Here is a 23,140-nt window from a genome sequence, read left to right on the forward strand (position 1 = left end):
GACCTCCCAATGAATGCATTTACAACCAAGGTATGGCTGGTTGCCCTGGGCTTGGCCGGTGCCAGCCCCAGCTGGGCCGCCGTGACCCAAGCGCAAGCAGCCAAACTCGGGGCCAGCTTGACACCCATGGGGGCCGAACAGGCAGGGAACGCCGACGGCAGCATCCCCGCCTGGGAACCCTTGCCCAGGGATGCAGGGGCCGTGGACGCCAAAGGGTTTCTCGCCGACCCCTATGGGGCGGAAAAACCTTTGTTCATCATCGATGACAAAAACGTCAACGCCTATACCAGCAAGCTCTCCCCTGGGCAGGTAGCGATGATCAAGCGCTACCCCACCACCTACCACCTGCCGGTGTACCCCAGCCATCGAAGTGCTACAGTGCCCGATGCCGTGTTCGCCGCCATCCGCTACAACGCCACCCACGCTGAGCTGGTGGCCGACGGCAACGGGCTGGAAAACTTCAAGACTGCGGTACCTTTTCCAATTCCCCAAAACGGCCTGGAGGTGGTGTGGAACCACATCACCCGCTACCGTGGCGGCGCCATCAGCCGTGCCATCACCCAGGCGACCCCCCAGCCCAACGGGAATTACACCTTGGTTTTTTTCAAGGATTCGTTTGTATTCCGTGAGCGCATGAAGGGTTATGACCCCGCCAACCCGGGCAATGTACTTTCATACTTCAAACAGGAAATCACCGCGCCTGCCCGCCTGGCCGGAACGGTACTGCTGGTGCACGAACCCCTCGACCAAGTGAAAGAGCCGCGCATCGCCTGGGTCTACAACGCCGGCCAGCGGCGGGTGCGCAAGGCGCCACAGGTGACCTACGACAGCCCCGGTACCGCTGCTGACGGTATGCGTACCGCCGACAACCAGGACCTGTTCAACGGCGCCCCGGACCGCTACGACTGGGCGCTCAAAGGCAAGCAGGAGATGTATATCCCCGCCAACAGCTTCGCGCTGGATTCGCCTGCCCTGAAATATGCCGACATCATAAAGCCGGGCCATATCAATCAGGATTTCACCCGCTACGAGCTGCGCCGCGTATGGCACGTGGTTGCCACGCTCAAGCCAGGGGCCAAGCATATCTACGCCAAACGTGATTTCTATTTCGACGAAGACACCTGGCAGGCGGCGGAGGTGGATCACTACGATAACAGCGGTCAACTCTGGCGCGTGGCCGAGGCCCATGCCCAGCCGTACTACAACTATCAAGTGCCTTGGCTCACCCTGGAAACGCTCTACGACCTTACCAACGGCCGCTACTTGGCGCTGGGCATGAAGAACGAAGAAAGCCGGGCGTACAACTTCCAGTACAGCGCCAGCCTGTCTGACTATTCACCCAATGCCTTGCGCCAGGAAGGGATCCGCTAAGCCCGAATGAGGCGGTTTGAGCCTGGTTGCGAGAGGGCGCAATCAGGCAATGTCCTAATGCCATGTTTTAAACAGACTGTCATCAAAAGGTCACATTCAAAGCATTAAATCAGCACGGCCAACTTCCATGGAATGACTCCATTGGACCCTGACTGAGGTGTTGACGTGAAATTGCTGACCAAAAATCGCCTATCGATTTTGCTGGCTTCGCTGTGCCTTTCCGGTGTCGCCCACGCGACCACGGTAACCGGCGCTGGCTCCAGCTTTGTATTTCCTGTGCTCTCGAAATGGAGCGAGGCTTACTCCAAGGACAGCGAGAACCGTATCAACTACCAGTCCATTGGTTCGGGCGGCGGTATCGCTCAGATCAAAGCGGCGACCGTTGATTTCGGCGCCTCCGATGCGCCCATGAGCGCGGACGACCTTAAAGCCGGCGGCCTGGGCCAGTTCCCCAGCGTGATCGGCGGTATCGTGCCGGTTGTGAATATCGAAGGCATTGCCCCCGGCCAACTGAAGCTGGACGGCGAAACCCTGGCAAAGATCTTCCAAGGCACTATCACTACCTGGAACGACCCTGCCATCGCCGCGCTGAACAGCGGCCTGAAGCTGCCGGGCGACAAGATCACCGTGGTTCACCGTTCGGACGGTTCGGGTACCTCGTTCAACTTCACCAATTACCTGCAAAAAGCCAGTTCCGAGTGGAAGGCCGGCGCTGGTAGCACCGTGCAATGGCCAGTGGGCGTGGGTGGCAAGGGTAACGAAGGCGTTGCCGCTTATGTAAAGCAGATCAAGAACTCCATTGGCTACGTTGAATACGCCTACGCCAAAACCAACAAGATGGCCCACACCCAGCTTAAGAACGCTGCCGGCAAGTTCGTGGCGCCTGACATGAAGACCTTCCAGGCCGCCGCCGACACCGCCGACTGGGCCAACGCCAAAGACTTCAACCTGCTGATGGTCAATGCCCCAGGCGACAACGCTTGGCCGATCGCTGCTACCACCTGGATCATCATGTACAAGCAGCCTAAGAACGCCGAGCAGAGCAAGGCCGCCTTCGACTTCTTCAAGTGGACCCTGGAAAAAGGCCAATCCCAGGCCGAAGCGCTGGACTACGTAGCCTTGCCTGACACCCTGGTTAAACGCATCGAAGGCTACTGGCAGTCTGAGTTCGCCAAGTAACCGCAACCTGAAGCCCATCCCTCAGCCGGCTACCGCGGGCTGGGGGATTTGCCATGAGTGGCCCTACCGATGACCGACAATTCTCAAGTGCTGACCAACATGACTGCCGAGCGCCACAGTGAAAGCGAAGCCCGCGCGGCCAGGGATCAACGTCACGATGTATGGTTTCGCCGCACCGTGCGCGGCGCCGCCATGCTGGTGTTGCTCCTGTTGGCCAGCATCGCCGGCTCGACCCTGTGGGGTGGCAGTGAAGCCTTTCGAACCTTTGGCCTGGATTTTCTGACTACCACCGACTGGGACGCCGTCGCTGGCCGTTTCGGTGCCGTGGTACCGGTTTACGGAACCTTGGTTACCTCTTTTCTTGCGCTGCTGATCGCCGTTCCGGTGAGCTTCGGCATCGCTATCTTTCTGACTGAAGTCGCGCCGCCCTGGTTGCGCATGCCTATAGGCTCGGCCATCGAGCTGCTGGCCGGCATCCCCTCCATCATTTATGGCATGTGGGGTTTGTTCGTGTTCGCGCCCTTTATGGGGGAGCACCTTGCGCCCTGGATCAACGACAACCTAGGCGCCATTCCTGGCATTGGCGTGTTGTTTCAGGGGCCACCCCTGGGCATCGGCACCCTGACCGCGGGCATCGTGCTGGCGATCATGATCATCCCGTTCATTACCTCCGTCATGAATGAAGTGTTCCGCACGGTACCGATAGCCTTGAAGGAATCGGCCTACGCCTTGGGCGGCACTACCTGGGAAGTGGTCTGGGACATCGTATTGCCCTATACCCGCACCGCGGTAGTAGGGGGTATTTTCCTTGGCCTGGGCCGAGCCCTGGGTGAAACCATGGCCGTGACCTTCGTGCTGGGCAACGCCCACCAGTTATCCGCTTCGCTGCTGATGCCCAGCAGCTCCATCGCCTCGGTCATCGCCAACGAATTCAGTGAGGCCTATACCGACCTGCACCGCTCTTCGCTGATCGGCCTGGGCTTCCTCTTGTTCGTGGTCACGTTCATTGTGCTGGCCTGTGCCCGCTTGATGCTGATGCGCCTGTCGCGCAAGGAGGGCTTGTGAGTTCGCCTAACGAGAACCTGTATCGCATGCGGGCCTTCAAGAATCGCCTGGCGATGGTACTCAGCTGCGCCGCTACCCTGTTCGGCCTGCTCTGGCTGGTGTGGATTCTGGCCACCACGTTGATCAACGGCTACGGTGCCTTGGGCACGGCGCTGTTTACCGAGATGACACCCCCGCCCGGTAGCCCAGGTGGGCTGGCGAATGCCTTTTATGGCAGCGCGCTGATGTCGTTGATCGCGCTGGTGATAGGTACGCCAATAGGGCTGATGGCCGGCGTATGGCTTGCCGAATTCGCTCGCCATAGCCGGCTGGGCATGGTGGTGCGCTTTATCAATGATATTTTGCTGTCGGCCCCGTCCATCGTACTGGGCCTGTTTGTGTACACCGCGTTCATTCTGCCGGTCAGCGCCATGACCAATCACCAGGTGGGCTTCTCGGCCCTGGCCGGTGCACTGACCCTGGCGTTGCTGGTGATCCCGGTGGTGGTTCGCACCACTGACGAAATGCTTCAACTGCAACCTTCGACCATGCGTGAAGCAGCGCTGGCCCTGGGGGTGCCTCAGTGGAAGCTGACCCTGCAGATCGTGCTGCGTGCCGCGCGGGCCGGGGTGGTCACCGGTGTACTGCTGGCCTTGGCACGGATCACCGGCGAAACCGCGCCGCTGTTGTTCACGGCCTTCGGCAACCAGTTCTGGAGCAGCGACATCCTCAAGCCCATGGCCAGTGTGCCGGTAGTGGTGTTCCAGTACGCCATGAGCCCCTTCGACGATTGGCATGCGCTGGCCTGGGCCGGCGCCCTGGTATTGACCCTGTTCGTCTTGCTGCTCAGCCTGCTTTCCCGCCTTATTCTTTTGCGCGATAGGTCCAATTGATGAATACCCTCGCCCCGAAACGAACCAAGATCCAAGTGCGAGACCTAGAGTTCTTCTACGACAGCAACCGCTCGCTCAAGTCCATCAACATGGACATCCCCGAGAAGCACGTGACTGCCATCATCGGCCCGTCCGGCTGTGGCAAGTCCACCTTGCTGCGGGTGTTCAACCGCATCTACTCCATGTACCCCAAGCAGGAAGCACGCGGCGAAGTATTGCTCAATGGCGAGAATATCCTCGCGCCCGGTTATTCGATGAACCGCCTGCGCAGTCACGTGGGCATGGTGTTCCAGAAGCCGGTGCCCTTCCCGATGTCGATCTTCGACAACATCGCCTACGCGGTGAAACACCACGAGCGGCTCAACCGTCGCGAAATGGAAGAACGGGTAGAGCAAGCCTTGCGTGGCGCGGCCTTGTGGGATGAGGTCAAAGACAAACTCAAGCACAGCGCGCAAAGCCTTTCCGGTGGCCAGCAACAGCGCCTGTGCATCGCCCGCACCATTGCCCTGCGGCCCCAGGTGCTGTTGCTCGATGAGCCCACCTCCGCCCTGGACCCAATTTCCACGGGGCGTATTGAGCAACTGATCACCGAACTCAAAGAGCAGTTCACCGTGATCATCGTAACCCACAACATGCAGCAGGCGGCCCGTTGTTCGGATTACACTGCTTTTATGTTCCTGGGAGAACTGATCGAGCATGGCGATACCGATACCATTTTCACCAAGCCTAACAAGAGCCAGACCGAGGATTACATCACCGGGCGGTTTGGTTGAGTTGAGCGTGGGCCGCGCGGCCAGTCATGACTTGGTGTCATTTACCTGGTAGTTTGCTAGTTTGTCGCTTCATCAGGGGTGAGTAAGGTAAAGCTCGGCTTTGCCCTTTCCGCCTCTGAGGAGCGAACAGTGATGGCTAGCGTTGATCTTTCCCCTTATGACATTACAACCGCCAAGCCCAAGGCTGACGGCTGCACGGCCCTGACGGTGCCTGGGCACCGGATTGCCGAGGTCAGCGAATTTGCGCGTTATGAGCACGACTGCGCAGTGTTGTGGGCGCCCACGAGCGGAGCTACCACAAAGAGTGTTCAGCGAACGCGTTGTGAGTTGAAGAGCAAGCCTTTTAGGCTGGCTGACGGGGCGCAGCACCTCGCAGCGCTGACAGTCCAAGTGATCCAAGTGAACTGGAAGGGAAGTTTCGTGCTAATCCAGGCGCATTGTCACAATGGTAACGACCCTACCCTCAAGGGATTTATCGAAACCAAGGACGGCCGGGAAGCCACCTTCAAGATCGGCTTGCGCACCGGGGCGAGCACCGAAGCGCCTCCAAAGCAGGTAGTGTATGAGGGCATCGAACTGGCAAAGCCCTTTACTGTGCGGGTGAGCTTATCCTGCGATGGCGAGGTGCTGGTCAGCCTGCAACAGGCGGACCGCGCGCAAACCTATCAAGCGCGGGTGAGCGAAGGGCGGGAGGCGCGGCCCCATGTGTTTCATTTGGGGGCGTACAATCAGGTGGACCAAGGCCACCCATCAGAGCCCCCTTCGGATGGAACGCTGCTTAAGGTGCTGCACATCTGTGAAGCCCACTTGCCCTTCAGCGAGACACCACCTTCAGAAGGCACACTCTTTGCGGCTTTGATCGAGGCCGCAGCCTTATTGCCGCGTCAGGCCAAGCTGATCGAGCTGAACCGAATTACCGACCTTATTGATGACGCCGAATTGCCCGACGAGGTTTCCGCCAAGCTGTATCGACGGATCAAAGCGCTCAAGGCCGCCAGCTGAGCCATCGCTGGCCGCTTACAAGTGGCTTACATCCAGGCGGGTGTAGGTCACCTTTCCGCCTTCGGTGGCATAGCCCACGTTGTCCAGGGTATAGACACCGGCCTTGAAATAGAACGCGTAGCCATACCAGGTCGGCGCCAGCTGAAGCTGCGGGCCTGCGTTGTTGATCAGCACCGTGAGCTTGCCTTGCTTGTTCATTTGAATGGCATAGGCAAAGGCTTTATTGAGCGGCACATTGGGCACGGTATAGGCCACTGGGCTTTTCACGTCCGTGGGGTTTACGCGGTATTCCAGGTCTATATTGCCCGTGCCATTGGCATAGCGGTACACCACCTTGAGCAGAGGCGACGTGGCGTTCTTGGCATGGATCTGCGCCACTACCACACGGCCGGTGGACGGTACCTGGTTGACCGAAAGCGTACCTTTGAGCGTGTTCAGGCCACTGTCGTATAGCCAGTTCCGAGCCTTGCCGTCGGGGGAGGTTTCACGCAGTTCTGAGCGGGGAAAGTCGCTGTTGCCCGCGTGCGAACCGGTGACCGGGGCCCAGAACACGACCTTGTCACCGCTGTTGGTGAAGTAGGACGTTTGTAACCTCGGCAGCGCGGCAGTGGTGACAGTCAGCGCTGGGGTTTCGATGGGAAGCGTGAGGTTCCAAGGGGTAAGGTCGATCATGGCGTTCGGCTCGGGTGGGCTGGCCCCTCGCTCGAGAGTTTCAGCCGGTCAGGCGTAGCATTATTTTGCCATCCGTGGCGCTACCTGCGGGTTAACGGCCAATGGCCCTAGGCCTTGATGGCATTCTGACAGGCGGTGTTTCCGCTGCTTCGGCAGGTTGAAGGGCCGCTATATACACGGTGAAACAATTGTCATTGGAATTCACTCCAAGGGAGGCGCTCAAATCTCCCTTGCGAAGGCTACCCGCCCGGGGCTATGGGCCACGGACCGCTCGCATACTTTGAATTTGCAATCCAGGAGTCTGCCATGTTCACCCTTAACCGCCTGATCCTCGCCACTACCGCCGTTGCCGTGCTCGCTGGTTGTGCCGGGCAAAACCCCTACAATGAACAAGCCCAGGCCAATCAAGGGCAGGGCGGGCAAGGCGTCAGTAAAACCGCTAAATATGGCGGCATGGGCGCCCTGGCTGGCGCCGTGGCAGGCGCGGCTATCGACCATAACCACCGTGGCAAGGGCGCGTTGATTGGCGCCGCGGTCGCTGGCGCGGCTTCAGCGGGTTATGGCTACTATGCTGACCGCCAGGAAAAAGCCCTGCGCGAAAGCATGGCCAACACGGGCGTAGAGGTGCAGCGCCAGGGCGACCAGATCAAACTGATCATGCCGGGCAATATCACCTTCGGCACGGATTCGTCCGCCATCGCGCCAAGCTTCTATGCGCCTCTGAACAACCTGGCCGGTTCCTTCAAGCAGTTCAACGAGAACATCATCGAAATTGTCGGCTATACCGATAGCACCGGTGCCCGCCAGCACAATATGGACCTGTCTCTGCAACGGGCTCAGGCGGTAAGCACTTACCTGACCTCTCAAGGCGTTGAAGCCTCGCGCCTTACCGTGCGTGGCGCCGGGCCAGACCAGCCGATCGCCAGCAACGCCGACGCCAATGGCCGTGCTCAGAACCGCCGGGTAGAGGTCAATCTCAAGCCGATTCCTGGGCAGCAATACCAGCAGCCTGCCCAATAATACCTGGCGCCAGGCCAGCCTCAGTCAGTGGCCCTGGCTACGGCTGGCCTGAATGGCAGTCAGGGCGATGGTGTAGACGATGTCGTCCACCTGAGCCCCTCGGGGCAAGTCATTTACCGGCTTGCGCAGGCCTTGCAACATGGGCCCCAGGCTGACGCAGCCCGCGCTGCGCTGTACCGCCTTGTGGGTGGTATTGCCGGTGTTCAGGTCCGGGAACACGAACACTGTCGCGCGGCCTGCTACTTCGCTGTTCGGGGCCAATTGCCGAGCCACGGCTTCGTTGGCGGCGGCATCGTATTGCAGGGGGCCGTCGATCAGCAGGCCACGCTGCGCCTCCCTGGCCAGCAAGGTGGCTTCGCGTACCTTTTCCACTTCTTCGCCGCTGGCTGATTGGCTGCTGGATGAACTGAGCATGGCCACCCGAGGCGCGATGCCCAAGGCTTGCGCTGAATCTGCGCTTTGCAGGGCAATCTGGGCCAGTTCAGCCGCATCGGGGTGTGGGTTCATAACGCAGTCCGCGTACATCACCACCTGGTCCGGGAACAGCATAAAGTACACCGACGACACCAGGCTCCAGCCAGGCGCGGTCTTTATCAACTGAAGCGCTGGGCGGATGGTGTTGGCCGTGGAATGCACCAGCCCCGACACTAGTCCGTCGACTTCATCCAGCGCCAGCATCATAGTGCCGATGACTACCGGGTCTTCCAGCTGCTGTTCAGCCATGGGCGCGTTAAGGTTCTTGCTGTTGCGCAGTTCCACCATAGGCTCCACATAACGCCCGCGAATGGTGTCGGGGTCCAGCACCTCGAGGCCTTCTGGCAGCTCGATGCCCTGGGCGCGCGCGACCGCCTCTACATCGGCGGGCTTGGCTAGCAGCACGCAGCGGGCGATACCCCGCGCCTGGCAGATGGCAGCGGCTTGCACCGTAAGGGGTTCGCTGCCCTCTGGCAGCACGATGCGCTTGTTGGCCTGCTGCGCCAGTTGGATCAACTGATAGCGAAATACCGCTGGCGACAGCCGCAGCTCCCGAGGGGTACCGCAATGCTGATGCAGCCAGGTGGCGTCCAAGTGGCTGGCCACGAAGTCGGTTATGGTTTCTGCCCGCTCGCGGTCGTCCACCGGGATTTCATTGTTGAGCTGATTGAGCCGCGTAGCGGTGTCATAAGAGCCGGTACTGACTGACAACACCGGTAGCCCCGCCTGTAGGGCCCCGCGGCACAGGTCCATCACCCGAGGGTCTGGGCGGGTGTCGCTGGTCAGCAGCACGCCGGCCAGCGGCACACCGTTGAGGGAGGCCAGGGCCGCTGCCAGCAGGATATCGTCCCTGTCCCCAGGGGTGACCACCAGGACGCCCGGTTTAAGCAACTGCAGGGTGTTGAGCACGGTACGGGCGCAAATGATGATGCGAGACATCCGCCGTTGTTCGTAGTCCCCCGCGTTCAGTACCTGGGCGCCGAGCAGCTCGGCGATATCCCGGGTGCGGGGCGCGTTTAGTTCGGGTTGGTAGGGGATGCAGCCGAGCAGGCGGAAACCTCCGCCTCGTAGCAGGGGAGAGTGCTCGCGCAGCCTTAACGAAAACTGCTTGATGCTCTCTTCAGTGCGTACCTTGTTGAGGATCACCCCGATCAGCTTGGGGTCGCTGGCGCCGCCATACAGCCGGGCCTGCAAATCCACCCGCCCGGACAGCTCGGCCAGCGCCTCGCTCTCTGGCGCGGAGACCAAAATCACATCTGCATCCATGCTGCGCGCCAGGTGCTGATTCACCCGCGCGGCATAGCTGGCCTGACGGGTGGGCACCATGCCCTCGACCACCAGCACGTCCTTGCCCACCCCGGCCTGCTGGTAGAGGGTGATGATTTCTTCCAGCAGTTCATCCAGTTGCCCGTCGCCCAGCATGCGCTCTACATGGCCCAGAGCAAGCGGAGGTGGAGGCTTGAGGCCGTGGGTGCGGGCAACCAGCTCGGTGGAGCGCTCCGGGCCGGTGTCCCCCGGGTGCGGCTGGGCAACGGGCTTGAAGAAGCCGACCTTGAGGCCGGCGCGTTCCAGCGTGCGGATCAGGCCTAGGCTGATGGAGGTCAGGCCTACGCCAAAATCGGTGGGCGCGATGAAAAAGGTTTGCATGATAGGTCTCGGTCGGCAACACAGGCCGCGGTCTGCCTTCACCGCTCAGCCAGAATCAGCCAAGGGTACCGCCATTGGGGTATTGCGCGCACCAGCCACAGAGAAAGGGCTGGCCGATGTGCCGCGCGCGCGGCGGGGTCCATCACCCAAGGGCGCGACTGCCAAGGCGGCAGGTGCCGCAGGTGCTGGGTGTGGCCACAACTGAGGCGCGCGAACTAGTGCCCATGGCTGTCCTGGTCAAACCCTGCAATCACACAGCCGTCGGCCGGGCGGCCTTGGCATTCGCAATCAGCCCAATGCTTGTTTACACTGAGCGCTTCCAATTTCTCGTACAAAGGTCTCGCCCCATGCTCATTGCCGCCAAAAAGGCTGTGTCCATCGACTATACCCTCACCAATGATGCTGGGGAGGTCATTGACAGCTCGGCCGGCGGTGCGCCGCTGGTCTACCTGCACGGCGCTGGCAACATCATTCCAGGCCTGGAAAAAGCCCTGGAAGGTAAGCAGCCGGAAGACGAAGTGGACGTCACCATCGAACCCGAAGACGCCTACGGCGAATACTCCGCCGAACTGGTCAGCACCCTGAATCGCAGCATGTTCGAAGGTGTCGAGGAGCTGGAAGTCGGCATGCAGTTCCACGCCTCGGCGCCCGATGGGCAGATGCAGATCGTCACCATCCGCGACCTGGACGGCGAAGACGTTACCGTCGACGGCAACCACCCCTTGGCTGGCCAGCGCCTGACCTTCAAGGTCAAGGTAGTGAGCGTGCGTGAGGCCACCGAAGAAGAAGCCGCTCACGGCCATGTGCACGGCGAAGGTGGTCACCACCATTGATCACTGAGGTAGGGCGCGGGCTGCTGCACAGGCAGCCTTGCGCCCGGCCTTTCTGAGGTGCCTAGGCCTTTCGTGCCTGATCGAAGGCAGTGCCATTTCAGCTAACCCCAGCCCGCCCACGGTACATTGCTACACCAGGCCTTTGCCTGTTTCCCCGCGCTCCCGTACCCAAAACAGCGTAGCCCCCGCCACGGCCGCCGGCATCATCAAGACGTTGACCACTGGAATGAGCAGCACCACATACACCACCCCACCGAAACTCAGGCTGGCCCAACGCTTTTGGCGCAGCCAGGCGAGCATGTCCTGCCAGCTCATTTTGTGGTTGTCCGCCGGGTAGTCAATGTACTGGATCGCCATCATCCATACCCCAAACACCAGCCATAAAGGCGCTGCTATCACGTTTACCCCGGGAATGACCGAAAGCACCAGCAACCCAATGGCCCTAGGCAGGTAATAGCGTAACTTGCGCAGTTCACGGGACAGGGTTCGAGGCACGATAGCCGCCAACTCAGCCCAGCTGAAGGGAGGGAAGTCATCGGTACCCCGTAGCACGACTTCTACTTTTTCGGCCAAAAAACCATTGAACGGCGCCGCGATGATGTTGGCCACCATGGTGAAAGTGAAGAACACCATCAACAGCACCAGGACCACGAACAGCGGCCACAGAATGTAATTAAGAAAGCTCAGCCAACCAGGCAGGGTGGGCATGAGCTGGCTGACCCACAGGCTGAATTCGTGCCCGGCGAAATAAATTAGCCCCAAGAACAGCACCAGGTTGATGGACAGGGGCAACAGCACGAACAGCCGCAAGCCAGGGCTCATTACCAGCTTCAGGCCATGACGAAGGTAGTGGGGGCCGGAGAGAACAGGTAGGGGCATCAGGCAAGGCTCCAGGGCGGTAAGATGAGCGCACGGTACCGACTTTGACCGACCGGGAAAAGCATTGGGGGCGCCCGGAAATATAAAGTCACCCTAAATCCGTCAGGAGGAGATAGGGGGGGGCTATGGCAGGAATTGCCAAAGGGTATTTCCCAAGGCCGCCGCTCATCGTTAAGCTTCTAGTACTTAAAATGTTAACCACTTGCTAAAAGGCTGTCGCAGCCACGCGGTTTTACAGGGGTAGTGGCGACGGCCCTCCCGGATTGGCTGCTATCCCTTTTTTACTTAAGCCGGCATGGCTGGCATCACGATGCGGCATCCATTGGCCGGTCGACAGGAGTATGTAATGTCTGCAACTCGTCATTCTCGCGTGATCATTCTGGGTTCCGGCCCTGCCGGTTACAGCGCGGCCGTCTATGCAGCCCGGGCGAACCTCAAGCCGCTGCTTATCACAGGCATGCAGGCCGGTGGCCAGCTGACCACTACGACCGAAGTGGACAACTGGCCAGGCGACCCCCATGGGTTGACCGGGCCTGGCTTGATGCAACGGATGCAGGAACACGCTGAGCGTTTCGAGACTGAAATCGTGTTTGACCACATCAACGCCGTGAACCTTGCCGCCAAGCCGTTTACCCTTACCGGGGATAACGGCACCTACACCTGCGATGCCCTTATCGTCGCCACTGGCGCCAGTGCCCGTTACCTGGGCCTGCCGTCTGAAGAAGCGTTTATGGGTAAGGGCGTATCAGCCTGCGCGACCTGTGACGGGTTCTTTTACCGTAACCGCGATGTGGCCGTGGTCGGCGGCGGCAATACCGCCGTGGAAGAAGCCCTCTACCTGGCCAATATCGCTAAAAAGGTCACCTTGGTGCACCGCCGCGATAGCTTCCGTGCAGAGAAGATCCTTATCGACAAACTGCAGGCCCGGGTAGCCGAAGGCAAAATCGAGCTTAAGCTCAACGCCGTGCTGGATGAAGTGCTGGGCGACAACATGGGCGTAACAGGCGCGCGCCTGAAAAATAACGATGGCACTACCGCCGAGCTGACGGTCGACGGCGTGTTCATCGCCATTGGCCACACCCCCAATACCTCCCTGTTCGAGGGCCAACTGCAGTTGAAGGACGGTTATCTAGTGGTCAATGGTGGCCGTGAAGGCAATGCCACTGCTACCAATGTGGAAGGTGTGTTCGCCGCGGGCGACGTGGCCGACCACGTTTACCGCCAGGCGATTACCTCTGCCGGTGCCGGCTGCATGGCGGCCTTGGACGTGGAGCGTTACCTGGACGGCATTCAGAACGCCACCTTCGAGTAACGGCCACACACTGGCGGCCTAAAGCGGGCGCCCATTGGCAACGAGGTAGCGACTCGTTTGCCGATGGGCGCTCGTTTTCGTAGGGTGCTACGTACTCAGGCCACCGCTACCTTGCGGCTCAGGGGCGGCACTTGGAATTCCACACCGTTCAAGCCGCTGGCCATCAGCGCACGAATATTGGCGTGATCGCTACCCGCGGGTGTAGCCAATACCGCGCGGTAGTGCTCGCCAAAGGCCTGAAGGGCCTCTGTATCACTCAAGCCCTCTAGCTTGGCCATCCCCAGGGTTTTGCACGAGCCTTCGTTTTGGCCCGCGGCGTTGTTGACCGTGCCGTTCTGAAAGCCTTGTGGGCTGTAATCATAGTGGTCGGCTACAAAGGCCAGGGTGTCGGCGAACAGGTGCTGGCCGGTTTCCAGGCTGGCGCGCAAGGCATTCAAGTCAGTCATGGGGTTTCCCTTGGGCGAAGGTGGCGGCCTGGGCAGGGCTGGCTTCGGCTTGATACTGGCGTTTCCATGCGTCGTAAGGCATGCCATACACCACTTCGCGAGCGGCCTCCTGGGACAGCTCCAGGCCACGTTCGTCGGCAGCGGCCTTGTACCATTTGGACAGGCAGTTGCGGCAGAAGCCCGCCAGGTTCATCAGGTCGATGTTCTGCACGTCAGTGCGCTGGCCCAAATGCTGAACCAGGCGGCGGAAGGCGGCGGCTTCCAACTCCAGGCGTTGTTGATCATTCATAACAGGCTCCTGCGAAAGTAGGGCGTGATGATAAAAGCCGAGCAGGGCACGGGCAATGCTACCGTTGGCGAGCCTGCCTCACCCCGCTAGCCAATCGTTATTTAGGCTGCAGGCCAGGCTTGGCCGCCCCTCGGGCGCGGGGCGTTGCATTGAGCCAGGGCGCCAGCAGCCGGGTGGAGAGTGGAATGAAGATAAACACCATCAATGGCGTGAGGGCCAGCGTACTGACCAGGATTCTTGGCCCCAGGCTCAATCCCCCAAGCCAGGGGCCAAAGCCTGCGTTAAAGGCCAGGGACACGGGAAAGAAGGCCAGCCAGATGGCCACGGCCTGCTTCCAGCGTGGCGGGGGCGCGGGCTCGGCGCTGCCAGCGGCAGGCACGGCGAACCAGCCGTCCATGCCCTGCACCCGGCGTTCTGAAGGCTGTGCGAACAGGCCATCACCACGCCTCAACCACGCTTGACGGGACGCTGAAAACTCCCAGGCATGGAGGGTAGTTTCATCGGCGAAGCGAAAGATCATCTGAAACTCATTGTCGCCGATAGGCGGCGCCAAGATGCCCGAGCCTAAATAGCCGGGAAAGTCGTTGGCCAGTTGCTCGCCTTCTTGCAACCAGGCGATCAATTCGGCATAGCGCCCGTGCGCGGCGCGGCGGGCGACCAGCAGGGTTACAGGGGGCGTAGACATTGTATATCTCCGGTTTCAGGCACTGCCCGGGGTAAGGGCAGTGCGGCCGCGCTCTGGGGTGGTAGGGCGCAGTTGGGTTCAAGCAAGGATTATTCCCTATCCTTGCGCTGCTGTATGCGTTTGTACAGCCTAAAGGCGCATTGGCCTTGTACAGGGTAGACAGATTGGACGTTCGTCTATGCGGCATGTCTCAACAAACAGTTACAATCCCTTCACAGTGTGTAAATCCCTGGTTCTTTTCACCATGAGCGATAGCGAACACCACGAAGCCGCGAATGGCGGTTATAGCCAGCAGGAATTGTTTCCGATCCGTGAAGTCTCGCGTTTAACCGGGGTAAATCCTGTCACCCTGCGTGCCTGGGAGCGCCGCTATGGGCTGATCCAGCCCACTCGCACTGAAAGCGGGCACCGCCTGTATTCCCCGGCGGATGTTGCCGAAGTGCGGGCGATCCTGGGATGGCTCGAACGTGGCGTAGCAGTCAGTAAAGTGGGCAAGCTACTGGCGCGCAGCCAAACGGCCAAGGCCGAAGCACCCACCGAGCTGCCGCAGGGGGCCAGCGAATACGCACACTGGCGCGACCGCCTCAGCGCTGCCGTGCGGGCCTTCGATGAACTGACCCTGACCCGCTTGTACGGCCAGGTATTTGCGACCTACCCCTTGGCGCTGGCTTTCGAAGAGATCTTCATGCCCATCTGGGAGCACAGCCGTCTACGCCAAGACAGTTTCGGCGTTACCAGTGAGTGGGCGTTTCTTGACCATTTTCTCAGGGGGAAAGTGCTCAAGCGGCTGCAATTCGTTCAGCGCGAAACCATAGACACCCATATTGTGATCAGCGCCGTTCCTGGGCAATGCCACGAGCTCGAATTACTGGTGGCTACCTTGTTGCTCAGTAGCGAACGGGTGTGGGTACAACCCTTGGGCATGGCCCAGCCGCTGGAAGAATTAAGCATGGTATGCGAGCGCATTCAACCCCAGGCACTGGTGTTGTTCTCCAACCATGCCCCTGGCGCCGATGCCGCTAAACGCTTTACAAAACTGGCGCTGCATGTGGATTGCCCGTTGTTGCTGGCTGGCGAGATGAGCGACATGATTCAGGACCAGTTGGTCAACTCGCCAGTGGCCTGCCTGGGTGGGGACGCTCGGCTGATGCAGCGGCGGTTGGTGCAGTACATCGCCGGGCACCTGGATACCTGATCAGGCGTGCAGCTGCGGGTGGGCGAGGCGATGCTGCTCAAGAATGTAATGGCGTAGCCGCTCGGCTTCCTCCGGGTCGTGGGGGATGAGCCGATAAGCCATCAAGCCATCGGCGATTTGCCGTTCCAGGCTGCCACGCAGGGCAATGGGTTCGTAGCCGGCGGGGGCGAACCACAGTGAAAACACCTCGGGGGCTTCCAGGCTGCCGGGTACGTCCAACACCACACCGTTGATAGAGATTTCCACTACCCGTAGCGCTACCGGGCTACCGTGCCGGTCTTGCAGGGGAAGGGCATCGGCCAGGGCCAGGCGCCAAGGGCGAACCATCGGACCATCTTCGTAAATGGTAGGGGCGCCCAGCTTGATGTGCTGGGCGTGAAACTCGTCTTCTTCCAGGCGCAACGGAAAGCTCAACTGCTGATTTTCATACTGGGCCTGAATGGTGACGTGATCCTGGGCGACCAAGCGTGTAAGCAGCTCTTGCAACCGGCTATTGCCATTGACCAGCAGCCCGGCGCTGATCTCTGCGCCGTCGGTTTGCAAGCCTTGGTGCATGCTCTGGATGAAGTCGAGTTCATCCTGGGTCAGCAGGGAATTAGGTTGCATGGCGCCTCAACCCGCTATCGATGGGGTAGACATGATGACCTCCAAAAACCAAGGGGTTTTCATGGGCGAAGGGTGGTGAGGCGGCCAATTTCCTGACGCGCCTCAGCCAATTCCTGTTCCAGCTGCATTATTCGTTCCCGCGCGGACACTTCTGCGGTGACGTCTTTCTGAATGCCAATGTAGTAATAGCGGTTGTCTGCCTCGTTGAGTACAGGCGTGATGGACAGCTCGTTCCAGAAGGCAGTGCCATCTTTGCGGAAGTTTCGCATGACCTGCCGGGTTGGGCGTTCTTCATCGAGCGCGGCGCGTAAGGCACGCCGCACGGTTTCATCGCCCTGACCGTTCTGAAGGAAGCGGCAGTCTCGGTACATGATTTCGTCCTGAGGGTAACCCGTCATGCGCTCGAAAGCTGGGTTGACGTAGATGAGGATGTTGTCCGGCCCCTCTTTCTCCGCGATGACGATCCCGTCGTTAGAGGCATCTACAACTAATTGCAGCAGCTTGGCGTTGATCATGGGCCCTCCAGGCACTATGGGGCGACACGTCATTTTAACCTACCCCAGCCGCTCGGGCACGCGGCTATGGTTTTAGTTCAGTATCTGCCCCCTGTTAAACTGCCGAACCTACCTTCAGGAGTGTTTGCATGAGAGTTGCCCTGCTTTCCGGTTCGGTCTACGGCGCCGCTGAAGACGTTGCTCGCCATGCGGTACGCCAGCTTCAGGCCCTGGGTCATCATTGCTACTTCGACCCCCGCGGCAGTTTGGCTGCAATGCTCGCTTATGGTCCCGAGGCCTTGCTGGGCATTACCTCCACCACCGGCATGGGTGAGATCCCCGACAACTTGGCGCCGCTGTACAGCGAGCTGAGCGATACCCTGCCCATGGCGTTGCGCGGGTTACCTGGCGCAGTGATTGGGTTAGGGGATTCGAGCTACAGCGATACGTTCTGCGCTGGCGGTGAACAACTACAGGCGCTATTCGAAGAGTTAGGCGTTCGCCAGGTACAGCCAATGCTGCGCCTTGATGCCAGCGAAAGTGTAACCCCTGAAACCGACGCAGAGCCTTGGCTCGAGGCCTTCGGGCAAGCGCTGCTAGGCAATACGCAGGCGTAAAAAAAGGCCGCTGCGCACACAGCGGCCAAGCATGACGTTGATTCAGGAGCTACCATAAACAACGTCGGGGGGCACATTGAACACAGGCTCGGTACGGAATGTAGTGGCACTCGGTGAAGCTGCGTTGAAAACCGGCTCGGAATGCTCATTTACAACTAGCAAACTCCGCTTCCTCGCCGTTTTTCGCCTTGCCTGACCTTTGTGCCAAACCATTTCGTACACGAGCCTAAGGCTTGATACTGAGCCATCCGGCTTAAGGCAGTATTAAGTTGAACAGTGTTCGAGCGGTGAGAAGCATACGGGGCCAGGTGCTTTGGATAAACCAGCCCAGGCAACATTGACTATTGCTGCTTGTGTAACAATGGGTTAGCGCGCGGCCTCGTAACCCATACGCCAACTTACACCCGCGGCGGCTTGCCTTAATGCCGCGGCGGCAGGCCCTTGAGCCTGCGCCTGAAACATAGAGCTAGGCCCTACCACGGTTATCACCGCTGATATCCGGCCCATGGCATCCAGTACCGGCGCCGAGAGGGCATCCACCCCTGGCAACAGCAGGCCGTGTATGGCGTGCAGGCCAGCACCGCGAATCTCATCCAGCACCCCAGGCAGCGCGGCCTGACGCTCGGCGGTCAGTGCTGACAGTTCGGCAGCCTGCAACGCCGTGGTTTCTCGTTCCGGCAAAAAGGCGCAAAACACCAGGCCAGTGGATGAGCCCAGCAAAGGCAGTACCGAGCCGATCTGCGTGACCAGGGTGACTTCACGCAGCGCAGGCTCCACGTTGACCACCGTAGGCCCATGATTGCCCCAAACCGCGAGAAAGCAGGTTTCATCCAGGGTATCGCGCAGCAGGGATAACGGCAGCGCGGCCTGCTTAAGTACGTCCATGGCGCCTAAGGCCGCCAACCCCACCCGCAGGGCCTCACGGCCCAAGCCGTAGTGACTGGTTACAAGATTTTGTTCGGCAAAGCCGCTGGCGATCAAGGCCTGCAAATACCGATGCACCTTGCTAGCAGGCATCTGCACCTGTTCGGCCAGGCGAGACAGTGACGTAGAGGGGGTAAGGCTGGCCAGGGCCTTGAGAATGTCAGTGCCCACCTGCGCGGAACGCACTTTCTGTTTGCCATTGCCGCTGTGAGGAATCGGGTCCATGGGTTGCCACTTGGCCAGGGAGAAAGGCGCCCTTTATAACTTGACCCTTGTCGGCGGGCAAATTACGTTATGCGTAATCAAGTTACAATAAAAACAATCAGGCAACTTGCCAGGAGGCCTTGTGACAGGCACTCACACCGTACTTGGCGGCTTCGGTAACCACTTTAGCAGTGAGGCGCTTGCTGGCGCGTTGCCAGAGGGGCGCAACTCACCTCAACGCCCGGCCCTTGGCCTGTATGCCGAGCAATTCTCCGGTACCGCCTTTACGGTGCCCCGCGCCGAGGCCAGGCGCACCTGGATGTACCGTATTCGCCCTTCGGCCTTGCACCCTCGCTTCGAGCGTATGGCTACACAATTGCCGGGGCTCGCCATGGGGCCAGTGAACCCCAATCGCCTTCGCTGGGACCCACTTGCGCTGCCAGCCACGCCAGTGGATTTTATTGACGGGCTGCGGCCCATGGCGGCCACTGCTCACGCCGAGGCTGTCAGCGGCGTCAGCTTGTACCAGTGGTGCGCCAATCGCTCCATGGACCGGGTGTTCTACGATGCCGACGGCGAACTGCTGTTTGTGCCGCAGTTGGGCGCTGTGCGCCTGTTCACTGAACTGGGGATGCTAGAGGTTCAGCCGGGAATGGTCGCTGTGGTGCCCCGGGGCATGAGGTTTCGCCTGAGTCTGCTTGGCGAAGCGTCCCGTGGGTACCTGGCGGAAAATCACGGCGCGCCCCTGCGTTTGCCTGAACTGGGCCCTATCGGCAGCAACGGGCTGGCCAACCCACGAGACTTCACCGCCCCCCAGGCGTGTTTCGAGCAAACCGGGCCTACGCTGCTTGTACAGAAGTTTCTCGGCGAGCTATGGGCCGCCCCCTTGGCGCATTCGCCGCTGGACGTTGTGGCCTGGCATGGCAACAACGTGCCCTACAGTTATGACCTGGCTCGATTCAACACCATGGGCACGGTCAGCTACGACCATCCCGACCCTTCGATTTTCACCGTATTGACCTCGCCCGGCTTGAACGGCGCGGCGAATATGGACTTCGTGATATTCCCACCACGCTGGATGGTGGCCGAAGGTACCTTTAGGCCGCCGTGGTTTCACCGCAATGTCATGAACGAGTTCATGGGATTGATCGAAGGCACCTACGATGCCAAGGCCACAGGCTTTCAGCCGGGGGGCGTCTCCTTGCACAGTTGCATGAGCGCCCATGGCCCGGATGCCGAAACCAGCGCTATAGCCATGGCGGCCGAGCTTGCCCCGGTAAAGCTGAGCGGCACCTTGGCGTTTATGTTCGAAACCAGCCAGGTACTGCGCCCTAGCCAGTTCGCCTTGGCCTGCGAGCAGTTGCAGCCTGATTATGACGATTGCTGGGCAAGCCTGCCGAGGCTGTTCGAGCCCAAGGGGGTGCTATGACCTTGACTCATGCCCCGGTCAGTTGGTGGATCGAGGCCAATGGTCACGGGGACTTCCCCCTGCACAACCTACCGCTGGGTATCTTTAATCAGGGGGGTGGCCCCCGTAGGCCAGGCGTTGCCTTGGGCGAGCATATTCTCGACCTGCAAGCCCTGGATGCCACAGGCCTGTTGAGTGGGCCAGCTCAGCAAGCCGTGCAGGCATGCGCTGATGGGTTTCTGAATGGCTTATTCGACCAAGGGCCGGGGCCGCGCAAGGCGCTGCGCGAGCGACTGCTAGCAGTATTCAGCCATGGAGCGGTTGAGCAGGCACTGGTGCGGCCGTGCCTTATTCCCGCTGAGGATTGCGACCTGCACCTGCCGGCACGCATTGGCGATTACACCGATTTTTACGTGGGTATCGAGCACGCGCGCAACGTAGGGCGGCTGCTCCGTCCAGATAACCCCTTGCTGCCCAATTATAAGTACCTGCCCATCGCCTATCATGGCCGGGCTTCGACTCTACGCGCCTCGGGAGCGGACGTTCGCCGCCCCCGCGGGCAACGGTTGGCGCCTGGCGCCAGTGAACCGGAGTATGGGCCTTGCGCAAAACTGGATTTCGAACTGGAACTGGGCATTTGGCTGGGGCAGGGTAATGCGCGGGGTGAGCCGCTGCCCATTGCGTCGGCCGGCGAGCATATTGCTGGCTTTTGCTTGCTCAACGATTGGTCCGCCCGGGACGTGCAGGCTTGGGAATACCAGCCACTGGGCCCGTTCTTGTCAAAAAGTTTCGTCACTAGCCTGTCTCCTTGGGTTATCACTCCCGAAGCCCTCGAGCCTTTCCGTGACGCTCAGCCCCCACGGCCAGCGGGGGACCCTGCGCCCTTGCCTTATCTGTGGAGCGATGAAGACCAGCGTAACGGGGCCTTGGCCATCGAACTGGAGGTGTGGCTACAAACGCCCCTGATGCGCCAGCAGGGGCAGGCACCGGAACGCATTTCCTTGAGTAATACCCGGCATATGTACTGGACGGTGGCACAAATGGTTGCCCACCACACGGCTAATGGATGCCAGTTGAGGGCAGGGGATCTGTTCGGTTCGGGAACACTCTCTGGCCCGCAACCCTCCCAATTGGGCAGCCTGCTGGAAATCACCCTGGGCAGTACGCAACCGCTTACCCTGGCCAACAGTGAGCAACGGTATTTTCTCGAAGACGGTGATGAAGTGATTCTGCGGGCACGCTGCCGTAAGGAAGGTATAGGCAGCCTGGGCTTTGGTGAGTGCAGAGGCCGGATAACATCGGCGTGACCAGGGCAGAACGGTTAATCAGTGAAGCCTACGCCCAGCGCCTGGCAAACGTTGCAGGCGCTCGGTCAGGCGCAGGCGTTGCAATGGGTCCTCACTGAGCAGCAGCGCGTGCTCCACGTCAAACCGCTCTGCCTCGGGGCAATCGAGCTGTTGGTATAACGCCGCCCGGGCCAGGTAATCGGCGGTTGTACCGGGGCCCAGCTCCAATATTCGCTCAGCGTCTTTCAAGGCAGGCAAGTACTCGCCTTGGCTTGCATGCAACTGCCGTAAATTACGGGACAGTCGTTGCAGCATCTGCGTAGGGGTAGCCGCGGCCAGGTACTCTGCACGCAACTTCGCGTCGCCGCCGTACTGGCGGGCTAGCAGTTCGCGGCATTGCTCGGGGTACAGCCGCCGACCGCCGCAGGGGTCCAACACATGGTCGGCCCCTGGCACCTGCAATAGAAAGTGGCCTGGGAAGTTAATGCCTACCAGCGCAATGCCCATGCGCTGGGCCAGCTCCAGCGCCAACAGCCCAAGTGCCAGGGGTTGGCCGCGCTTTCTTGCCAGTACCCGGTGAACCAGAGCAGCATCTACTCGCAGAGGCAGGTGATCGTCCTGGGCGAACCCCTGCGCGCTAAGCGCTCGTAGCAGGGGTTGGGCCAATTCCCGTGCAGGCAGTGACGGTAATTGTGCGGCGATGGTGCCTTGTAAGTCTTGAACCTGCCGCAATACCTGTGCGGGCTGCAAGCTAGGCTCATGCTCGGCGGCCAGCCACAGCGCTGCCTCAAACAATGCGCACGGCGCGCGGCCTATACAGTCGAGGCACGCTTGACGTGGGTTCATAGGGCAGGGCACTCCGTTCAGCCAACCGTTGCCAGCGAGGCCAGCCTCACTGTGCTTCAGTTCTTGTAGCGCGGTAATCCGTGTTCGTCCAGTGCGAACCGCCTACCGGGCAGGGCTAAGAGTGCCGCCATCAAGCCCTTTGGGCTACTTGAGATCAGCCAGGGCATCGATATTGCTCTTGAAGGCCGAAGCGAACACCGCCCTGTGCTTGGCCAGGAAAATGCCGATTTCTTCAGCCTGATTTTCATTCAGGCCAGCGATGTTCTTTTCCAGAACCTGACCGACGACCTCGGCCAATTCCAACATTTGATCGTGTGCGTCTGCGAGTTTCCTATCCAAGAATATGGTCTCCAGATCACGAGTGCTTCGATACAGAACTTCAACAGCCATGAGGGCCTCTCAAGCGCGAGCGTTTGCGTATGCTGGTTATTTATACAGTGTCATGAGCGCGCAGGCAAGCCCGCGTGCTTGAATCAGCCTGCATCTTCTGGTGTAACAGCTGTCCGGGCAGGTTAGCCCGGTTCATGTGAAAGGATGGATACAGTGAAGAAGAATTGGGCCGATGCGTTGAGAGATCGGGTACACGACTGCGCGGAATCGCTCGGCAACCTGTTGGTAGAAGGGTTTCACTACCTGGCGCTGTTCGCTATTGGCGGGGTTACGGCCTGGGCGGCGGTCATGGCGTTCATGCAAATGCTGGAAAAAGGCGCCATCAGCGTGGATGACATCCTCTTGTTGTTCATCTACCTGGAGCTGGGCGCGATGGTGGGGATTTATTTCAAGACCAACCACATGCCGGTGCGCTTTCTGATTTACGTGGCGATCACCGCGCTGACGCGCCTGTTGATTTCCGACGTGTCGCACCATGCGCCGCCAGACCTGGGGGTGGTGTACCTGTCTGGGGCAATCCTGCTGCTGGCCTTTGCCATTTTGGTGGTGCGCTATGCCTCGTCACGCTACCCCTCCATCAAGATCGAGGGGCCGCGGCAAGTGCGTGCGGGTAAGGTAGTGGGCGTAGAGCTGGAAAAAGGCGAAACCTGA

25 protein-coding genes and 1 pseudogene are annotated in these 23,140 nt (G+C 60.1%); 14 read left to right on the forward strand and 12 right to left on the reverse strand.

The features are described from left to right. Positions 1 to 9 precede the first annotated feature (9 nt). The 6 genes from ACWKV4_RS15645 to ACWKV4_RS15670 all read left to right on the forward strand — a co-directional run bounded on the left by ACWKV4_RS15645 (position 10) and on the right by ACWKV4_RS15670 (position 6,262). Positions 10 to 1,371, forward strand: coding sequence for a DUF1329 domain-containing protein (locus ACWKV4_RS15645; protein ID WP_483833001.1), 1,362 nt, complete (start codon positions 10 to 12; stop codon positions 1,369 to 1,371). 165 nt (positions 1,372 to 1,536) lie between these two features. Next, positions 1,537 to 2,550 carry a phosphate ABC transporter substrate-binding protein PstS gene (pstS, locus tag ACWKV4_RS15650; RefSeq protein WP_483833002.1) on the forward strand — a complete coding sequence of 338 codons (1,014 nt, stop codon included), beginning with the start codon at positions 1,537 to 1,539 and terminating at the stop codon, positions 2,548 to 2,550. A gap of 69 nt (positions 2,551 to 2,619) precedes the next feature. Next, entirely contained in the window at positions 2,620 to 3,615 is a 996-nt protein-coding gene (gene pstC, locus ACWKV4_RS15655) for a phosphate ABC transporter permease subunit PstC (RefSeq protein ID WP_483833003.1), read from the forward strand. Positions 3,616 to 3,641: 26 nt separating this feature from the next. Continuing rightward, positions 3,642 to 4,487 carry a phosphate ABC transporter permease PstA gene (pstA, locus tag ACWKV4_RS15660; protein WP_483833067.1) on the forward strand — a complete coding sequence of 282 codons (846 nt, stop codon included), beginning with the start codon at positions 3,642 to 3,644 and terminating at the stop codon, positions 4,485 to 4,487. Continuing rightward, positions 4,487 to 5,260, forward strand: a complete 774-nt coding sequence (pstB, locus tag ACWKV4_RS15665; protein WP_483833004.1) for a phosphate ABC transporter ATP-binding protein PstB — start codon at positions 4,487 to 4,489, stop codon at positions 5,258 to 5,260. The genes pstA and pstB overlap by 1 nt, the downstream gene beginning before the upstream one ends. Positions 5,261 to 5,392: 132 nt before the next feature. Continuing rightward, entirely contained in the window at positions 5,393 to 6,262 is an 870-nt protein-coding gene (locus ACWKV4_RS15670) for a polysaccharide lyase family 7 protein (protein WP_483833005.1), read from the forward strand. A 15-nt stretch (positions 6,263 to 6,277) separates the two neighbouring features. On the opposite strand, the gene ACWKV4_RS15675 is transcribed toward ACWKV4_RS15670, so the two are convergent. Then, positions 6,278 to 6,934 (reverse strand): polysaccharide lyase family 7 protein, encoded by a 657-nt coding sequence (locus tag ACWKV4_RS15675; protein ID WP_483833006.1) that lies wholly within the window; start codon positions 6,932 to 6,934, stop codon positions 6,278 to 6,280. A gap of 306 nt (positions 6,935 to 7,240) precedes the next feature. Between ACWKV4_RS15675 and ACWKV4_RS15680 the strand changes: the two genes are divergently transcribed. After that, on the forward strand, positions 7,241 to 7,954 hold the full coding sequence (locus ACWKV4_RS15680) for a YiaD family glycine zipper/OmpA-like lipoprotein (RefSeq protein ID WP_483833007.1): 714 nt from the start codon (positions 7,241 to 7,243) through the stop codon (positions 7,952 to 7,954). Positions 7,955 to 7,978: 24 nt separating this feature from the next. On the opposite strand, the gene pta is transcribed toward ACWKV4_RS15680, so the two are convergent. Together pta and ACWKV4_RS15690 are read right to left on the reverse strand one after the other, a co-directional pair. Next, complete coding sequence (pta, locus tag ACWKV4_RS15685; RefSeq protein ID WP_483833008.1) at positions 7,979 to 10,075, reverse strand: phosphate acetyltransferase; 2,097 nt, start codon at positions 10,073 to 10,075, stop codon at positions 7,979 to 7,981. Positions 10,076 to 10,130: 55 nt separating this feature from the next. Then, positions 10,131 to 10,424 (reverse strand): annotated as a pseudogene (locus tag ACWKV4_RS15690) (DUF3565 domain-containing protein). Between ACWKV4_RS15690 and ACWKV4_RS15695 the strand changes: the two are divergent. After that, on the forward strand, positions 10,423 to 10,908 hold the full coding sequence (locus tag ACWKV4_RS15695) for an FKBP-type peptidyl-prolyl cis-trans isomerase (RefSeq protein WP_483833009.1): 486 nt from the start codon (positions 10,423 to 10,425) through the stop codon (positions 10,906 to 10,908). The pseudogene ACWKV4_RS15690 and the gene ACWKV4_RS15695 sit on opposite strands and share 2 nt — an antisense overlap. Positions 10,909 to 11,037: 129 nt before the next feature. Here ACWKV4_RS15695 and cysZ read toward each other — a convergent pair whose 3' ends face one another. Then, the gene (gene cysZ, locus ACWKV4_RS15700) at positions 11,038 to 11,787 is read right to left on the reverse strand and encodes a sulfate transporter CysZ (protein ID WP_483833010.1); all 750 of its coding nucleotides are present in this window, start codon (positions 11,785 to 11,787) and stop codon (positions 11,038 to 11,040) included. A gap of 346 nt (positions 11,788 to 12,133) precedes the next feature. On the opposite strand from cysZ, the gene trxB reads away from it, so the two are divergent. Continuing rightward, entirely contained in the window at positions 12,134 to 13,099 is a 966-nt protein-coding gene (gene trxB / locus ACWKV4_RS15705; RefSeq protein ID WP_483833011.1) for a thioredoxin-disulfide reductase, read from the forward strand. Positions 13,100 to 13,194: 95 nt separating this feature from the next. Here trxB and ACWKV4_RS15710 read toward each other — a convergent pair whose 3' ends face one another. The 3 genes from ACWKV4_RS15710 to ACWKV4_RS15720 form a co-directional block, all read right to left on the reverse strand. Then, a complete protein-coding gene (locus tag ACWKV4_RS15710; RefSeq protein WP_483833012.1) occupies positions 13,195 to 13,545 on the reverse strand; it encodes a HopJ type III effector protein in 351 nt (116 codons plus the stop codon). Continuing rightward, positions 13,538 to 13,834, reverse strand: a complete 297-nt coding sequence (locus ACWKV4_RS15715) for a DUF1244 domain-containing protein (RefSeq protein WP_483833013.1) — start codon at positions 13,832 to 13,834, stop codon at positions 13,538 to 13,540. The genes ACWKV4_RS15710 and ACWKV4_RS15715 overlap by 8 nt, the downstream gene beginning before the upstream one ends. A 97-nt stretch (positions 13,835 to 13,931) precedes the next feature. After that, complete coding sequence (locus ACWKV4_RS15720) at positions 13,932 to 14,519, reverse strand: antibiotic biosynthesis monooxygenase (RefSeq protein ID WP_483833014.1); 588 nt, start codon at positions 14,517 to 14,519, stop codon at positions 13,932 to 13,934. Between the two features lie 244 nt (positions 14,520 to 14,763). Between ACWKV4_RS15720 and ACWKV4_RS15725 the strand changes: the two genes are divergently transcribed. Further along, entirely contained in the window at positions 14,764 to 15,714 is a 951-nt protein-coding gene (locus tag ACWKV4_RS15725) for a MerR family transcriptional regulator (RefSeq protein WP_483833015.1), read from the forward strand. Here ACWKV4_RS15725 and ACWKV4_RS15730 read toward each other — a convergent pair whose 3' ends face one another. Together ACWKV4_RS15730 and ACWKV4_RS15735 are read right to left on the reverse strand one after the other, a co-directional pair. Then, positions 15,715 to 16,320: a hypothetical protein gene (locus ACWKV4_RS15730; RefSeq protein WP_483833016.1), complete on the reverse strand. Its 606-nt coding sequence runs from the start codon at positions 16,318 to 16,320 to the stop codon at positions 15,715 to 15,717. It abuts the gene before it with no gap. 59 nt (positions 16,321 to 16,379) lie between these two features. Further along, positions 16,380 to 16,835: a PAS domain S-box protein gene (locus ACWKV4_RS15735; RefSeq protein WP_483833017.1), complete on the reverse strand. Its 456-nt coding sequence runs from the start codon at positions 16,833 to 16,835 to the stop codon at positions 16,380 to 16,382. A 128-nt stretch (positions 16,836 to 16,963) separates the two neighbouring features. On the opposite strand from ACWKV4_RS15735, the gene ACWKV4_RS15740 reads away from it, so the two are divergent. Next, positions 16,964 to 17,431, forward strand: coding sequence for a flavodoxin (locus ACWKV4_RS15740; protein WP_483833018.1), 468 nt, complete (start codon positions 16,964 to 16,966; stop codon positions 17,429 to 17,431). Positions 17,432 to 17,797: 366 nt separating this feature from the next. Here the strand turns inward: ACWKV4_RS15740 and ACWKV4_RS15745 are convergent, their stop codons facing one another. Then, the gene (locus ACWKV4_RS15745) at positions 17,798 to 18,580 is read right to left on the reverse strand and encodes an IclR family transcriptional regulator (RefSeq protein ID WP_483833019.1); all 783 of its coding nucleotides are present in this window, start codon (positions 18,578 to 18,580) and stop codon (positions 17,798 to 17,800) included. Positions 18,581 to 18,701: 121 nt separating this feature from the next. Between ACWKV4_RS15745 and hmgA the strand changes: the two genes are divergently transcribed. Together hmgA and fahA are read left to right on the forward strand one after the other, a co-directional pair. After that, the gene (hmgA, locus tag ACWKV4_RS15750; protein ID WP_483833020.1) at positions 18,702 to 19,988 is read left to right on the forward strand and encodes a homogentisate 1,2-dioxygenase; all 1,287 of its coding nucleotides are present in this window, start codon (positions 18,702 to 18,704) and stop codon (positions 19,986 to 19,988) included. Next, complete coding sequence (gene fahA / locus ACWKV4_RS15755; protein ID WP_483833021.1) at positions 19,985 to 21,274, forward strand: fumarylacetoacetase; 1,290 nt, start codon at positions 19,985 to 19,987, stop codon at positions 21,272 to 21,274. The genes hmgA and fahA overlap by 4 nt, the downstream gene beginning before the upstream one ends. A gap of 18 nt (positions 21,275 to 21,292) precedes the next feature. Here fahA and ACWKV4_RS15760 read toward each other — a convergent pair whose 3' ends face one another. Continuing rightward, a complete protein-coding gene (locus tag ACWKV4_RS15760) occupies positions 21,293 to 22,099 on the reverse strand; it encodes a SirB1 family protein (RefSeq protein WP_483833022.1) in 807 nt (268 codons plus the stop codon). 144 nt (positions 22,100 to 22,243) lie between these two features. Continuing rightward, positions 22,244 to 22,489 carry a YebG family protein gene (locus ACWKV4_RS15765; protein WP_483833023.1) on the reverse strand — a complete coding sequence of 82 codons (246 nt, stop codon included), beginning with the start codon at positions 22,487 to 22,489 and terminating at the stop codon, positions 22,244 to 22,246. Positions 22,490 to 22,642: 153 nt separating this feature from the next. Between ACWKV4_RS15765 and ACWKV4_RS15770 the strand changes: the two genes are divergently transcribed. Beyond that, positions 22,643 to 23,140 (forward strand): phosphate-starvation-inducible protein PsiE, encoded by a 498-nt coding sequence (locus ACWKV4_RS15770; protein WP_483833024.1) that lies wholly within the window; start codon positions 22,643 to 22,645, stop codon positions 23,138 to 23,140.

It is taken from the genome of Pseudomonas artemisiae, from assembly GCF_057128685.1.